The sequence below is a fragment of the Paenibacillus vini genome, assembly GCF_018403325.1.
Classification (GTDB): Bacteria; Bacillota; Bacilli; order Paenibacillales; family Paenibacillaceae; genus Fontibacillus; species Fontibacillus vini.
In genome coordinates this window covers 88,473-103,759 of record NZ_BOSL01000018.1, presented here as the reverse complement: position 1 = coordinate 103,759, position 15,287 = coordinate 88,473, and the positions used below count along the sequence as shown (strand labels likewise).

The 15,287-nt window shown below is 49.0% G+C and carries 9 protein-coding genes; 7 read left to right on the top strand and 2 right to left on the bottom strand.

Annotated elements, in window-relative coordinates:
* Positions 1 to 378: 378 nt before the first annotated feature.
* Entirely contained in the window at positions 379 to 1,281 is a 903-nt protein-coding gene (locus KJS57_RS22130; RefSeq protein ID WP_213656380.1) for an AraC family transcriptional regulator, read from the bottom strand.
* Between the two features lie 138 nt (positions 1,282 to 1,419).
* Here KJS57_RS22130 and yicI point away from each other — a divergent pair, with 138 nt between their 5' ends.
* The 6 genes from yicI (at position 1,420) to KJS57_RS22100 (ending at position 12,124) form a co-directional block, all read left to right on the top strand.
* The gene (gene yicI, locus KJS57_RS22125; RefSeq protein ID WP_211019966.1) at positions 1,420 to 3,738 is read left to right on the top strand and encodes an alpha-xylosidase; all 2,319 of its coding nucleotides are present in this window, start codon (positions 1,420 to 1,422) and stop codon (positions 3,736 to 3,738) included.
* A gap of 155 nt (positions 3,739 to 3,893) precedes the next feature.
* Complete coding sequence (locus tag KJS57_RS22120) at positions 3,894 to 5,672, top strand: cache domain-containing sensor histidine kinase (protein ID WP_211019965.1); 1,779 nt, start codon at positions 3,894 to 3,896, stop codon at positions 5,670 to 5,672.
* A 93-nt stretch (positions 5,673 to 5,765) separates the two neighbouring features.
* On the top strand, positions 5,766 to 6,746 hold the full coding sequence (locus KJS57_RS22115) for an ABC transporter permease (RefSeq protein ID WP_211019964.1): 981 nt from the start codon (positions 5,766 to 5,768) through the stop codon (positions 6,744 to 6,746).
* A gap of 16 nt (positions 6,747 to 6,762) precedes the next feature.
* Positions 6,763 to 7,668: a carbohydrate ABC transporter permease gene (locus KJS57_RS22110; RefSeq protein WP_211019963.1), complete on the top strand. Its 906-nt coding sequence runs from the start codon at positions 6,763 to 6,765 to the stop codon at positions 7,666 to 7,668.
* Positions 7,669 to 7,926: 258 nt separating this feature from the next.
* Positions 7,927 to 9,660 carry an ABC transporter substrate-binding protein gene (locus KJS57_RS22105; protein WP_211019962.1) on the top strand — a complete coding sequence of 578 codons (1,734 nt, stop codon included), beginning with the start codon at positions 7,927 to 7,929 and terminating at the stop codon, positions 9,658 to 9,660.
* Between the two features lie 94 nt (positions 9,661 to 9,754).
* Positions 9,755 to 12,124: a glycoside hydrolase family 95 protein gene (locus KJS57_RS22100; RefSeq protein WP_213656379.1), complete on the top strand. Its 2,370-nt coding sequence runs from the start codon at positions 9,755 to 9,757 to the stop codon at positions 12,122 to 12,124.
* A gap of 70 nt (positions 12,125 to 12,194) precedes the next feature.
* On the opposite strand, the gene KJS57_RS22095 is transcribed toward KJS57_RS22100, so the two are convergent.
* Complete coding sequence (locus KJS57_RS22095) at positions 12,195 to 13,031, bottom strand: AraC family transcriptional regulator (RefSeq protein ID WP_213656378.1); 837 nt, start codon at positions 13,029 to 13,031, stop codon at positions 12,195 to 12,197.
* A gap of 125 nt (positions 13,032 to 13,156) precedes the next feature.
* On the opposite strand from KJS57_RS22095, the gene KJS57_RS22090 reads away from it, so the two are divergent.
* Positions 13,157 to 15,190, top strand: coding sequence for a beta-galactosidase (locus KJS57_RS22090; RefSeq protein WP_213656377.1), 2,034 nt, complete (start codon positions 13,157 to 13,159; stop codon positions 15,188 to 15,190).
* The last annotated feature ends 97 nt before the right edge of the window (positions 15,191 to 15,287 follow it).

The following is a 15,287-nucleotide window of genomic DNA, read 5'->3' as shown; positions in this document are numbered from 1 at the left end:
GTTTGGGTTAAAACGCAGGAGGATACGTCTGAATTTCATAAAGCGATGTAATTGTTTGAAATAGTGAGCTATTATGCGAACGAGCCATTTTTGGTGGGTAAGACTCCGGATTTAAGGGGCCTAGCCGAATATCCAATAAAGTTCGTTCTGCATTTGCAGCTCAGCAATTTTAGATAGTTGAAGTTAAATTTTCACATGAAAATGTGACTAATAATGGATGTATTAAAGCGCTTTCAGTAGGCGGTATGATAGGTTTGTGAATCATAAACACGATAAGCCGGCTTGGCGACGAGACATCTTGTAGGACGGTAGAGCCCTAGCAAGTATGAATCTCCGGGAAAAAAGGAATATTAGCTGAAGGCGTTTGAGCCGGTCAATCTAGGCTTCGATCCGGCTTTGGAGTTTTTTTCGGAATTCCGAAGGCGAGCAGTTCATGGTCTTGCGGAATACCCGGATAAAGTAGCTGATATTGTCGTAACCGACCTCTAGCGCAACATCGGAAATTTTTCGTTCCGGTTGCCGCAGCAGTTCGACGGCCTGTCGAATCCGGTAGGAGTTAATATAGTCCATCGGAGTTTGCCGGGTCATGGATTTGAAGAAACGGCAGAACTGGCCTTCGCTCATCGGAACGAGCGCAGCGAGCTCAGACAGGCGGATCGGGTGCTCATAATTGTGCTGAATATAGTGAATCACGGTTTTGAGGCGCTCGATTTTTGAAGACTCGCTCCGGTTGCTTGCGGTCCGGTTGCAAGTTTTACCTTGTGCGATAATCTCCGCCAACATAAGGTAGAGATGACCCTTAACCGAGCCTTCGTAGCCGGGGGATTGCACGCTGCAGCCTTTCATGATGGACACAATATGGTCCAGCAGGCTGACCTCAAAGCTTTCGGCATGCCGGATATGTCTCGGAAAAGTCGCTTTTCTTTCCTGCAAAGGAAGGATCAGATTTTCTTGCACGGCGTCGTAATGAGCGCTGGCCAGCAATTGCGTGTCGAAGACCAGTGAGAAAAAAGAGCAGCCTGTCTCTCCGCTGGCATGAGCGGCGTGAATGTCGCCACCATCGACGAATACGGCTTCTCCGGCCTTGACGGTAAAATAATCGGTATCGACCTGGAACACCGTCTCGCCGTCTATGCAGTAGAATATTTCGGGTTCTTCATGCCAGTGGCAGTCAATAACGTGCTCGCCGGGGCCATAACTGTACCAGTAGGTTCCAAATGGAAGATGCTCACTACCGTGCGATTTGCTTTCTTTCAGAGAGCGTCGGAGTGCTTGATCCATGAAAGTCACCTCATCAATATAGTGTTATAATATCATCGAATTATGTTAGAATATTTCCTTTTCAATCAGTATAATGCAAGTGTAAGCAGTTTAATAGTGATAATTATGAAAAGTGAATCGAAAGGCGGTATATAACAGATGAAATTTACCGATGGCAACTGGCTGATTCGTGATGGATACACGCTTTCCACTGCGGTTCAAGCATACGATTTTATGGAACAGAATCATACACTGACAGCTTCAGCTTCGACTACTCCGCTTCGCGGACGCGGCGATATGATTAATACAACGCTTCTTACCGTACATTTCCACTCCCCGCTTCCTGGCGTAATCGGCGTCAAGCTTGTGCATTTTGCCGGTACTGTGGATCATGGGCCTAACTTTGAATTGGCTAAGGGCGGCGATCATGCAGTAATTACCGAAAACGATGAGTATGCCGAACTCAAAAGCGGCAATCTCAGCGTACGCATTAACAAAGGTGCGCAGTGGTCGGTGGATTTCTATCGCGGAACTCAGCGCCTTACAGGTAGTGCGTTTAAATCGATGGCACACGTGACCGAAGCCGGCGGAAACACCTTCATGCGCGAAGAGCTCGACTTAAGCGTTGGTGAACTCGTTTACGGTTTGGGCGAACGTTTTACGTCCTTTATCAAGAACGGACAGGTTGTCGACATTTGGAACAAAGACGGCGGCACAAGCTCCGAACAATCCTATAAGAACATTCCGTTTTATGTAACTAATAAAGGCTACGGTGTATTGGTAAATGACCCGGGCGGCGTTTCCTTTGAAGTAGCTTCTGAAAAAGTGAAAAAAGTTCAATTCAGCGTACCAGGCGAATCGATTGAATATTTCGTTATCGACGGACCTGAGCCGAAGGATGTACTTGATAAATACACCGCATTGACCGGCAAACCTGCGTTGCCGCCGGCATGGTCGTTCGGTCTGTGGCTCACGACTTCGTTTACCACCGATTATGACGAAGCTACGGTCAATTCCTTTGTTGACGGCATGGCCGAAAGAGACCTTCCGCTGCATGTCTTCCATTTCGACTGCTTCTGGATGCGCGAGTTCCATTGGACGGATTTCAAATGGGATGAGCGGGTATTCCCGGATCCTGTCGGCATGCTGAAACGTTTGAAGGAAAAAGGCCTGAAAATTTGCGTATGGATTAACCCTTACATCGGTCAGCGTTCCCGTTTGTTCGAAGAAGGCAAGCAAAACGGCTACCTCGTGAAGAAGCCGAACGGCGATGTATGGCAATGGAATTTGTGGCAGCCGGGAATGGCTCTGGTTGACTTTACGAACCCGGAAGCTTGCGAGTGGTATGCCGGCTACCTGCGTGAACTCGTTGATATGGGCGTCGACAGCTTCAAGACCGACTTCGGCGAGCGGATTCCTACCGACGTCGTTTACCATGACGGCTCCGATCCGGTCAAAATGCACAACTACTACACTTACCTTTACAATAAAGTGGTATTTGAAGTCCTGGAAGAGAAGCTTGGCAAGAACGAAGCGGCGCTGTTTGCCCGTTCGGCTACCGTCGGCGGACAGAAATTCCCTGTACACTGGGGCGGGGATTGCTATGCGGATTATGAATCGATGGCGGAAAGCCTTCGCGGCGGTCTGTCGCTCGGATTGTCCGGCTTCGGCTTCTGGAGCCATGATATCGGCGGTTTCGAAAACACCGCTCCGGTTCATGTGTTCAAGCGCTGGCTCGCATTCGGCCTGATGTCCAGCCATAGCCGTCTGCACGGAAGCAGCTCGTACCGGGTGCCTTGGGCTTATGATGATGAAGCGGTTGACGTTACCCGTTTCTTCACCAAGCTGAAATGCAGCCTGATGCCATACCTGTTCGATACAGCTGTTTATGCTACGGAAAAAGGTGTTCCGACCATGCGCGCCATGTTCCTGGAATTCCCGAATGACCCGGCTACCGAGACGCTGGATCGTCAATATATGTTGGGCGATTCCTTGCTGGTTGCTCCGGTATTCAGCGAAACCGGGGAAGTTACCTACTTCATGCCGGAAGGCACTTGGACCCACCTGCTCACAGGCAAAACTGTCGAAGGTGGTAAATGGCAAAAAGAAACTTACGATTTCTTCGGCCTGCCGTTGTTTGTCCGCCAGAACTCCATCCTGGCAAAAGGCGCTAACAACAGCCGTCCGGATTATGACTTCGCAGACGGCGTAGAGCTCGGATTGTACCAGCTGCAAGAAGGCGTTACTGTAACGCGCACGGTCCGCAACATGAAGGGTGAAACCGAACTGACCGTTACCGCGGTTCGCCAAGGCTCCAAAGTAACTCTCGGCGCTCAAGGTGCCGGAAAAGCATTCAAAGTTTCGCTGCACGGCATGGGTGAAGTGGCTTCCGTTCAAGGCGGGGAGCTTACTAATGAAGGAACGGTTTCGGTGACTTCCTTCTCCGGCAAGACGGAATTGCAGATTTCCCTGAAATAACCGTGTTGCCCCTGACGGAGCAATAAACTAATATTAAGCTAATGCGTCCGCCGTGCGGACGCGGCCCGAATGATCCCCGCTTGTCAAAGAGTCGGGGATATTCGGTTTTTACGGAGATCTCCGTTATGGTAACCCGAGGTCAGGGAGGGGCAGACATGTTTAGAAAAGTCGTACAAGTCACGAACAACTTCAAGCTCAAGCACAAGCTCATTATTTCCTACATTCTCGTTGTCATGATTCCCGTCATGATTGTTGGCGGAGGAGTGGTTAGCTATTTCCGTTCCCAGGCGATGGACCGGGCGATTGATCAGGCGACCAATAATGTTGAGAAGACTAAATCTCAACTTGGCAACTTGCTGCGCATACCGATGGATGTGTCGAACACCTTATTGCTTGACAAGGATCTGGAGAGAATGGTCACTACCCGTTATGAAAGCGTGCTGGAATTAACAAAGGCTTACCTGAATTATGACGAGTTTACGAGATTCAAACGTACTTACCGGGAGATTGCCGGCGTACGTTTTTATTACGACAACCAGACCTTAATCAATAACCTGGAACTGATCCCGATCGATGAAAATACTAGTAAAACGCATTGGTATCAGCAGGCGATGTCCACAAAAAGCTTGATCTGGACTTATATCGATGATAATGAACCCATTCCGGTACGAAAGCTTAGTCTCATAAGACAACTGCCTTTTCCGGAACGCCGGACAAGCGGAGTACTAATGGTCTCTCTCGATCAGAATGAATTAAATCGTATGTTGCTCCAGGAACCGTTTGAAACGCTGATTGCGGATGAAGCGGGAAACGTAGTAGCCGCCAAGGACTCCAGCTTTGTCGGTAAAACGCTTGAAAGTCTCGATTTCGGCGTTGACCTGAGTCAATTGGAAAAAGGGACTCACAAGCTCAACATTAAAGGCGAACCTTCCTATATGATCGTGGATGAACTTATTCCGGAAAATAGCATCAACGGGCTAAGAGTCGTATCCGTTTTCAGTACGGAATCTATCGTCAAGGATGCGAACAAGGTCAGTTTGATCGGTTTGGTCATCATTCTGCTTGTTTTGCTGATCGCCCTTGCGTTTGTTTATATTGTTTCATTTCTGACTTCCAATCGGTTGCTGCGGCTTAGCCGACATTTGAACCGCTTGGCCCTTGGCGATTTAAATGTAGTCTCCCGAATCGACGGAAATGACGAGATCGGCCAGTTATCACGGCAGTTTAACTACATGGTCGAAAGCATTCGCAGCCTGATGAATCAGGTTGTGGAGAAAACGGAGCAGAATACGGCGCTGGAGATCGCTCAACGTGAGATCAAGCTGAAAATGATGGCCAGCCAAATTAACCCGCACTTCCTTTTTAATGCCCTGGAGTCGATTCGGATGAATGCTCATATGAAGGGTGAAAAGGAAATTGCGAATGTCGTCCGCTTGCTGGGTCGTTTAATGCGCAAAAATCTTGAAGTCGGCAGAGAGAGTACGCCTATTAAGGAAGAGATCGAAATGGTGCGTTCCTATTTGGAAATCCAGAAATTCCGTTATGAGGATCGATTGAAATACGAGTTGAATATTGATCCGCAAGCGCAGGAGATCCGGATTCCTCCATTAATCATTCAACCTTTGGTAGAGAATGCGGTAGTTCACGGGGTAGAGGATAAGGAAGACGGCGTGGAAGTAAATGTCGATATTCAATTTAATGGCGAACTTCTAGTCATTCGAATACGAGATAACGGTTTAGGGATGACTCCGCAGCGGCTTGACGAGGTGATCCATTCGATTTCAAGTCCGGACGAATCCGAGAACAACCGGATCGGGCTGCGCAACGTCCACCAAAGACTAGTACTGTCCTATGGAGAAGAGCATGGGCTGAAAATCTTCAGTGAATATGGCCGCGGAACGGAGTTTTCCTTTACGATTCCGGTTAATGTCTAATTTTTATATGGTTTTCTCTCAAATCTATCGGGTATTTCCAATCCCCTCGTTCCTTTATCATAAAGGTATAGCAGAGAAGGGGGGATTGGACAGATGGAAACGCTCTCAGAAAAACCTGGAACTAGAAATGTAAGCGTAACCCCTAAGCCGCCAAAAAAGCGGAAGCAAGGAATGTGGCAAAGTATAGTTCAACAAAAATATTTATACCTGATGTCCTTGCCATTCGTAATTTGGTTGTTTGTATTTAATTATTTACCGATCTGGGGCTGGACGATGGCATTCCAGAACTATAAACCGTCCAAGTCTTTTTCAGAACAAAAATGGGTTGGAATGAAAAACTTTGTGGACTTGTTCCAAGACGAAAGATTCTATCTGGTATTAAGAAACACATTAGCCATGAGTCTTATGGGATTGATCTTTGGATTTATCGTACCGATCTTTTTCGCGGTATTCCTGAACGAGCTCAGGGGAAGTATTTTCAAACGTACGGTTCAAACGGTGTCTTATCTGCCGCACTTTGTATCCTGGGTCGTCGTCGGAGGTATCATTACCAAAATGCTCTCGATTGACGGCGGGATCGTTAACGAACTTCTACTGTCATTGCATATTATTAACGAGCCGATACAATTCATGGCTGAAGGGAAATGGTTTTGGGGTATTGTAACCGCTTCCGATATATGGAAAGAGACCGGCTGGAACGCCATTATCTACCTGGCTGCGATCACAGGGATTGACAAAGAACTCTACGAGGCTTCCCGCGTGGATGGAGCGGGACGTTTCAGACAAATATGGAATATTACGCTTCCGGGCATTCGAACTACGATATCCGTACTGCTGATTATGTCGATTGGTCACCTGATCGGTATCGGCTTCGAGAAACAGTTCCAGTTGCAAAATGCGCTGGTAAAAGATTATTCCGAAGTATTGGATTTGTATGCTTTGAATTATGGTATAAACATCAGTCGCTTCTCCTACGGAACGGCGATCAGTATGTTCACCTCCGTCGTAAGCATTATTCTCTTGCTCACGGCAAACGGCATCATGAAGAAAACGACGAAAGAAAGCATCATGTAGAGGGGGAGGGGACAAAATGGCGACAAACTCAAAAGCTTTTAACGCTACAAGATCCGATAAAGTATTCGACACTGTCAACGTAATCGTTATGGCCATTATCTTGATCATTACTTTATATCCTTTCCTGAACGTGCTTGCGATTTCGTTGAACGATTCGACAGACACGGTCCGTGGCGGCATCTATCTTTGGCCGCGGGAATTCACTTTGGAAAACTATAAAACGATCTTTGGATACACCGGCCTGATTCAAGGTTTTAAAGTTACGATTCTTCGTACGGTATCCGGTACAGTGTTAGGCTTGATTAGTGCCTCAATGCTGGCGTATACGTTAAGCCGACCGGATTTTAAATCCCGGAAATTTGTTTCCACGTTTCTTGCACTGACGATGTATTTCTCCGGAGGACTTGTACCGACTTATATGTTGATGCGGCATCTGGATCTGATCGGAACGTTCTGGATATACATTTTGCCTGGTATTGTCAGCGCATTTAACGTATTCATCATCCGTTCCTTCATTGACGGGCTTCCATACGCTCTGCAAGAGTCGGCCAAATTGGACGGTGCCAATGACTTTACGATTTATTACAAAGTTATTCTTCCACTCTGTAAGCCGGTGCTTGCGACCATCGCCTTGTTCCTTGCAGTCGGACAGTGGAATTCCTGGTTTGATACCTATCTGTACAACGGGAATAAACCTCACTTGACTACCTTGCAATACGAATTGATGAAGGTTCTGGCCAGCACGAACCAAGGTTCGGCGATGACGAATGCGAACGACTTGGCGAATCAGATGGCTCAGATTTCACCGGAATCGATTAAAATGGCGATTACCATAGTCGTAACACTTCCGATCTTGATTGTTTATCCGTTCTTACAGCGGTACTTTGTATCCGGTATGACGTTGGGCGCAGTTAAAGCTTAACCTTCCATAACGGAACAGCAGTAACAAGCATGAACAGTTTCGCCGTGCCGGCAGCAACCGGTACGGCGGGCTGAATCGGAAAATCTTTTTTTAAGCTTTCGTTGAAAGCCCTTACTTAAAATGCTCAGGCAAGAGATGACTTGTCTATTCAAATGAACGCGCTCTTATTAACAAAGTTTAGTTGTTTTGGTTTGGTATTTACAGGTTTTACCTGTTATACAATATAGCTTTATTATTTATTACAAGGGGGAACTAGAAATGAGTTGGAAGAGTCCTAAGGCCTTTGCTGCGATCTTGTTGGCAAGCACATTACTCGTCGGCGGTTGCGGAAATTCCGGTAACGACAAGAACAACGCGGCTGGTAACACTGGCAATTCGGGTAACACACAAAATGAACAAAAGGCTGAAGATACGAGCCCAGTCACTTTCACTTTCTTCGGCGCTGATGCCAGCCCGAACTGGAACAACATGAAGGATGATGTGGGTAAAGTCATCACTGAAAAAACCGGCGTAACGCTGGATGCAGAATATGACGTAGGCAGCGGCGGCGGACAAAGCAAAATCGCTTTGATGGCTGCGAGTGGCGACGTTCCGGACATCATTTTTGCAAAGAATGAAATCGGTAAGCTGATTGACGCCGGACTTGTTCTGGATTTGACCGATTTGATTGAAGAGCATGCTCCAAACATTAAAAAGGTTATCGGCGAAAATATGAATCGTCTGAAATACAGCAACGAAGATCCAGCGATTTATCAAATTACGACGAATGTCGGGGTTGATCAACAGAACTTTGATGCTGGCGGCGGTTTTGAAATCCAGCAGCGCGTGTTGAAAGAGCTTGGCTACCCGAAAGTTCGTACCGTTCAAGACTTTGAAAATGTTTTGAAACAATATATGGAAAAGAACCCGACTACGGACGGTCAGCCAAACATCCCGCTCACTTTGAACGCGGATGACTGGAGAATTATGATCACCGTAACGAATCCGGCGTTCATTGCTACGGGAGCACCGGATGACGGCGAGTACTTTGTTGATCCACAAACCTATGAAGCAAAATTGCACTACAAACGTCCTGAAGAGAAAGAATATTTCCGTTGGTTGAACCATATGTACAATGAAGGTCTGCTCGACAAAGATACTTTCGTACAAAAAGACGACCAATACAAAGCGAAAATTGCCAGCGGCCGCGTTCTTGGTCTGATCGACCAAGAGTGGGGATACCAAGATGCAGAGAACGCTCTGAAAACAGCTGGAAAAGACGAATCCACTTACGCTCACTTCCCAGTAACTCTGTCGGAAGACTATGAAGATCATTCCTTCCAAACTGCAGGTCTGGACGGATACGGTATCGCTATTACTACGGAATGTAAAGACCCGGTTCGCGCGATCAAATTCATTGACTGGCTTGCTTCCGATGAAGGTCAAGTGCTCAGAATGTGGGGCGTTGAAGGCAAGCATTACACTGTAGATGAGAATGGAACACGTGTAGTTCCTGCCGACATTCAAGACAGAAAAGTAAATGATTCGACCAACTTTACTAAAGAATCCGGTATCGGTCAGTATAGAGTTCTGGCGCCATTCTATGGCGACGGCGTGAAGGATTCCACAGGCAACTACTATACAACTAACTTCCCGGATCAAATCGTTGCTGGTTACACTGAAGCTGAAAAAGAAACATTGAAAGCTTACAACGCTACGACTTGGAAAGATCTGTTCCCGGCTGAAGATGCATTCCCTGCTAAAGAATGGGGCGCGCTGTACAACATGCCGGTTCCTACAGACGGTGACTATCAAGTGATTTTCCAAAAAACACAAGACATCATCCGCAAGCGTATTCCGGAAGCAGTTCTTGCTAAAACGACTGATTTCGACAAGGTTTACGACGCATTCCTGGTTGAATTGGATAAAGCCGGTGCGGAAAAAATGGAAGCTGAATACACTGAGCTTGTGAAGAAGAGAGTATCTTTGTTCACTGGCAAAGAAGTTAAGTAATCAGCTATTATAAGAACTAAATAGGTTGAACAGGAAAAAGGCCCGCAGTTTGCTCGGGCCTTTTTCTCTAAGTTATGGATGGGAGGCAGTAGAGATGCCGGATATGAACAAAGAGAAGTCATTATGGAGATTGTGGTATAATCAGCCCGCTTCCCGCTGGGAAGAGGCTCTGCCAGTCGGAAACGGGCGGATTGGCGGAATGGTTTACGGGGGAGACCGTACAGAAATGATAGCGCTTAATGAGGATACTTTATGGTCGGGATTTCCGCGCGACACCCAAAACTACGACGCTCTCCGGCATTTGGGCCAGGCAAGGGAACTGATATTTTCCGGGAAATATAAAGAGGCGGAAGCATTGATCAACTCGAAGATGCTGGGCCGGCGGACCGAGTCTTACCAGCCTTTAGGCAACTTGAAGGTGGAGCACCATGGAGATATGGCATCTGCCGGATACTATAGAGGGCTTGACCTGGAAACAGGAGTAGCGGAGGTCCGTTACTCCCGCGGAGAAGCCGTCTTTACGCGCGAGGTGTTCGTTAGTGCGGCGGATCAAGTTTTAGCGCTCAGATATGATTCTCCTTCGGAGGATTTACTGGATTTAACGATTTCGCTGGATTCGCCTTTAAGATACACAAGGAGCGAAACGGCGGAAGGAAACGGGCTGAAAATGAACGGTAGGGCACCTAGCCATATTGCCGACAATTATAGGGGGGATCACCCTCAATCTGTTTTGTATGAGGAAGGGATGGGCCTTTCTTTTGAAGCGCAAATCCGTATATATCATGATGGAGGAACCCTTGTGCACGAATCCGGCCGGGCGCAAGTAAGCGGTGCGAAATCAGTGACCGTGCTACTAGCGGCGGCTACTGACTTCGCCGGGTACGACGTGATGCCGGGAAACGGTTCGGCGGAGATCGTGAGCGGGAAGTGCACGGCTGCCCTCGATGCGGCCGAGCAGCTTGGATTCAATGAACTTCGCAAGCGGCATATCGCAGATCACGAGAGCCTGTTCAGACGGGTGGACTTAAAGTTAGATGGAGAGGACGTAACCTCTTTACCCACAGATGAACGTCTCGTACGCTATCAATCCGGGAAGAGTGATCCTGGGCTTGAAGCTTTGTATTTTCAGTACGGAAGATACTTGCTGATGGCCAGTTCCAGACCCGGCACACAGCCGGCTCATCTGCAGGGTATTTGGAATCCGCATATGCAGCCACCTTGGAACAGCAACTATACGACGAATATAAACACGGAAATGAACTACTGGCCTGCAGAAGTTTGTAATTTAAGCGAGTGTCATGAACCTTTGTTTGATCTTATCGGCGATCTTAGCAAAACCGGTGCAAGAACCGCAAGGATTCATTACGGAACCGGAGGGTGGACCGCGCATCACAATGTGGATTTGTGGCGGACATCCACACCGAGTGACGGAGATGCCAGTTGGGCGTTCTGGCCGATGGGCGGAGTATGGCTTAGCCGTCATCTTTGGGAACATTATGTCTTTACGCAGGATGAACAATTTTTGCGGGAAACCGCTTATCCCCTATTGAAAGGGGCGGCTGAGTTTTGCCTGGGTTGGCTTGTTCCGGGACCAAACGGAGAATTGACTACAGCCCCTTCCACCTCGCCGGAGAACAAGTTTCTGACGGCGGACGGCGAGCCATGCAGCATATCGGCCGGCTCCACTATGGATTTGTTCCTGATCCGCGAGCTGTTCAACCATTGTATTCTGGCTTCCGAAATTGTTGGTGCCGATCGGGAATGGTCTCGACTGCTGGAAGAAACGATGGAGCGAATGGCGAAGCCGCAAATAGGGCCGGATGGCCGGCTGCGGGAATGGAGCGAGGATTTTGTGGAAGCGGAACCGGGGCATCGGCATGTATCGCATCTTTACGGCTTGTATCCGGGAAATGCCATTACACCGGATGGAACGCCGGAGCTGGCGGAAGCGGTCCGCAAATCGCTGGACAGCCGGATCAGCCAAGGGGGCGGACATACCGGCTGGAGCTGCGCGTGGCTGATCAACTTGTACGCCAGACTGGGGGACGGGGAAACGGCATACCGTTTTGTAAATACGCTGCTGTCCCGTTCGACCTATCCTAATCTGTTTGATGATCATCCGCCATTCCAGATTGACGGCAACTTCGGAGGAACTTCAGGCATCGCCGAATTGCTGGTTCAGAGCCACAACAACGGTATCGACCTTTTGCCTGCCCTGCCGAAGGCTTGGTCGTCTTCGGGCAGCGTCATCGGACTCCGGGCCAGAGGCGGCTACACCGTTAGCGCCGCATGGCTGAACGGCCGTCTTACGGAAGCCGGCATCACCGCTTCCCGCAGCGGTTGGTGTACTCTGCGTTACAATGAGGCAATTTCGGTTGTTAAGTCGGACGGATCGCCTGTTCCGGTCGAAGATGGCCGTTTCTATGCGGAGCAAGGCAGCACATATCTGATTTCCGTGCAATAATTCTCGTCCATTCATGGCAAGCAAGGCTGTCCAGGGATCCGCCACATTCCGGTCGCAAAGGACAGCCTTTTTAATGTAATCTTCGAAATTGTTGCGGAGTCAGGTTCGTATGCTTGCGGAACGTGGCCACGAAATGGCTGGTGTCGCGAAATCCGGTTTCCCCGGCGATGCTCGCGACGGTGAGTTCCGGGTTCCCGGCCAGCCGCTCCTTGGCTTTGTGAATGCGCATCTGGACGAGGTAGGCATACGGGGAAAGTCCAAAAGTAAGCTGGAACAGCTTGCTTAAATGTCGGCTGGAAATGCCGAGTACTTCGGCCAGACTGTCCAGACCGATATCAGGATCGCGATAATGGTTTTCCATCCACTGCAGCAGGGGGGCGAGCTTTTCCACATTGCGGGTTACGGAAACGCTGCTGGCTTGTCCGAATTTGCTCAAAAGACCAAGGAACCGGTAAGTTTTAGTGGATATCTCCAGACCGAACAGATCGTTTCCGGTATCCAGCTGCTCAAGCATCGAGCCGAGCAGGGGAGCCAGCGGCGAATCCGGATCCCAGCGAAAAAAGGCGGGTTCACGGATAGCAAATGCGTTCAGAACCGGACCCGTCGCTTCTCCGCCGAACGTGATGTACAGCGTACTCCACACAGTTCCGTGGGATATCGCCTCGTAAGCATGCGGCATTCCGGGAGGGAGAAGCAGCCCCGTGAACGGCTCAAGCACGATAGTCTCATTCCCATAGGACAATTTGCCTTCGCCCGCTTCGGTTTGAATCCAGTGGTAGAAGGGGTAGCCTTCGGGGCGGATGATCTTCTCCTGATTCGGATTATAGCCGATGCTTTCGACGATCAGGGGGAGATGAGGAGTTCCGGAAGGGGAAAAGACGAACCGCCGGGATGCTGGCGTTTGCATGAGATTATGACCTCCTTGTTAGTTCCATATTATTATATTTGAAGTCGGAAATATTATATATGAAGGGCTAAGATTTACTTTTACAATGGTAATATAATTATATCACTTTAAAGGATGTGTTCGCAGTGATTAACGATAAGCTGCCGAAAATATGGTATGGCGGGGACTACAATCCCGAGCAATGGGACGCTGAGATTTGGAAAGAGGACGAGCGTATGTTCAAGCTCGCAGGTATTGATGTAGCGACCGTCAACGTGTTCTCTTGGGCGCTGAACCAGCCGGATGAAGATACTTATGATTTTGCCCAACTTGATGAGACGATGGACCGCTTGTACAAGAGCGGTGTGTATACTTGCCTGGCAACGAGCACGGGTGCCCACCCGGCATGGATGGCGAGAAAGTATCACGATGTCACGCGCGTGGACGTGCAGGGAAGAAAGCGGAAGTTTGGCGGACGCCATAACTCCTGCCCGAATTCGCCGACTTATCGCAAATATTCCGTCCGCATGGCCGGTAAATTGGCGGAGAGATACAAGGACCATCCCGGCCTGCTGATTTGGCACGTATCCAACGAATACGGCGGATATTGCTACTGTGACAATTGCGCAGCCGGATTCCGCAAATGGCTGGAGGAGCGTTACGGTAATCTGGATGCCTTGAACAAGGCATGGAATACCCGTTTCTGGGGCCACACGTTCTACGATTGGGAGGAGATCGTACCTCCGAGTGAACTGAGCGAAGAATGGAACGGCAACCGCACCAACTTCCAGGGGATCTCGTTGGACTACCGCCGCTTTATGTCTTACAGCTTGCTGGAATGCTATAAACTGGAGTATGAAGAGATCAAAAAACATACCCCGGACATTCCGGTGACGACGAACCTGATGGGCTTCTATCCGGAGCTTGACTATTTTGAATGGGCTAAATATCTGGACATCGTATCTTGGGACAATTATCCTTCCCTGGATACCCCGGTCAGCTTTACGGCAATGACGCATGATCTGATGCGCGGATTGAAAAGCGGGGATCCGTTCATGCTGATGGAGCAAACACCGAGCCAGCAAAACTGGCAAGCCTACAATTCACTGAAGCGGCCGGGCGTTATGCGCTTATGGAGCTACCAGGCCGTTGCCCGCGGAGCGGATACGGTGCTGTTCTTCCAGCTTCGCCGTTCCATCGGGGCGTGCGAGAAGTATCACGGCGCCGTGATCGAGCATGTCGGGCATGAACATACCCGTGTCTTCCGCGAATGCGCCGAGCTAGGCCGCGAGCTGGAACAGCTTGGTGATACGCTCCTGGACGCTCGCACGGAGGCTAAAATTGCGATTGTTTATGATTGGGAAAATCGTTGGGCGACTGAACTGTCCAGCGGCCCGACGATCGCCTTGAATTATGTGAATGAGGTTCACAAATATTATGACGCTTTGTTCCAGATGCATGTGGAGAGCGATATGGTATCGGTGGAAGAGGACCTGAGCAAATATGAAATCGTCATAGCACCGGTCATGTACATGGTGAAACCGGGCTTCGCGCAAAAAGTAGAGCAGTTTGTCGCAAAGGGTGGCACGTTTATTACCACTTTCTTCAGCGGCATCGTGAACGAGAACGATATCGTAACGACCGGAGGATACCCCGGTGAACTGCGGAAGGTGCTTGGGATTTGGGCGGAAGAGATCGATGCGCTGTTCCCGGAGCAGAAGAATCAGATCGTGATGAAGCAGGCTTGGGGCCAGCTGGAAGGACAGTTCGAATGCGGATTGCTTTGCGATCTCATTCATTCCGAAGGTGCTGAAGTACTGGCCGAATATGGCTCCGATTTCTATAAGGGGATGCCTGTCCTGACGAAGAACAGCTTTGGTTCCGGCCACGCCTATTATGTGGCGAGCAGCCCGGAGGCATCTTTCCTTGAAGGATTCCTTGCTAATTTGTGCGATGAGAAGGGCATCAAGCCTTTACTGCATGCTCCTGCGGGCATAGAAGTAGCTCGCCGGGTGAAGGGCGATAAGGAGTTCCTGTTCCTGCTCAATCACAATGCGGAGAGTGCCGAGGTAGAAATCGGCTCCGAAGGGAAGAAAGACCTGCTGGCAGGCAAGAACGTGAAGGATTCCGTCACTGTTCCTGGCCGCGGAGTTATCATTCTTGAAGATCAAAGAAAATAAATAACGAAGAGGAGGGGGTAATCCCCTCCTCTTCGTTATTTTTTCTTTAATAACAAGCTTAAGATATTGATTTAAGTCCTATATAGCGAAAAAGTTA